Below are 650 nucleotides of genomic sequence, written 5' to 3'. Positions count from 1 at the left end.
AACATCTTCAGGAATATTCAACGCCAGTGCGGGAATGGCTGGACTGTTTGCTGAACCATCCATTGTGGTTTGCAATAGTTCGACATTTTCTTTTTGCAGCGGGCCGACAACAAAATCGATGTTTTCGTTGATGAGACGTTGTTTCACTTCATCAGCGCTGTACGCATTCGTATCAATGACGGTAAGCGTTGCGCTTGGATCGCGGTTTCTATCATTCATCATCGCGAACACAAAACCATCGCGGATCAATTGTGCCTGAGGCGCAAACTTACCTGTTAATGGTAACAACAATGCTGTGTTATTTGGTTTTACGATATCAAGTGACAGAATGTTTTGAATTTCTTCTGGTGTATAGATTGCCGCTGGGTGTGACGGGTTCTCGTTCAACCAACGCTCAAGGGTATTTTTTAACTGAGACAGATTGCCGGAGAGCGTTTTTGCGTAAACTGCTAATTGCAACCATCCGTCTAACACGTCTTCGCTGGGTTCAGTTTGTAGCGAAGTCAGTTCATATTCAGAGTAACTGCCAAAGTTCATCCAAATTCGGCTTGAGATTTCGCGTTGCTCTGCTGATGACGCGTATTGACTAAACGCTACCAGTTGGCGGTTGGCTTCAAACGGCTGATTTAGGCTTTGGTAAGCGTCGGCAC

1 protein-coding gene is annotated in these 650 nt (G+C 45.4%); it reads right to left on the bottom strand.

Features of this window, described 5'->3' with window-relative positions:
* On the bottom strand, positions 1 to 650 hold a 650-nt coding region (locus R8O10_RS25710; protein ID WP_318192024.1), incomplete at both ends, for a penicillin-binding protein activator.

The sequence above is a fragment of the Vibrio sp. 1727 genome, from assembly GCF_033344415.1.
Taxonomy (GTDB): Bacteria; Pseudomonadota; Gammaproteobacteria; order Enterobacterales; family Vibrionaceae; genus Vibrio; species Vibrio alginolyticus.
Note: the sequence above shows the minus strand (reverse complement) of the source record. Positions and strands in the feature narration are given on the sequence as shown.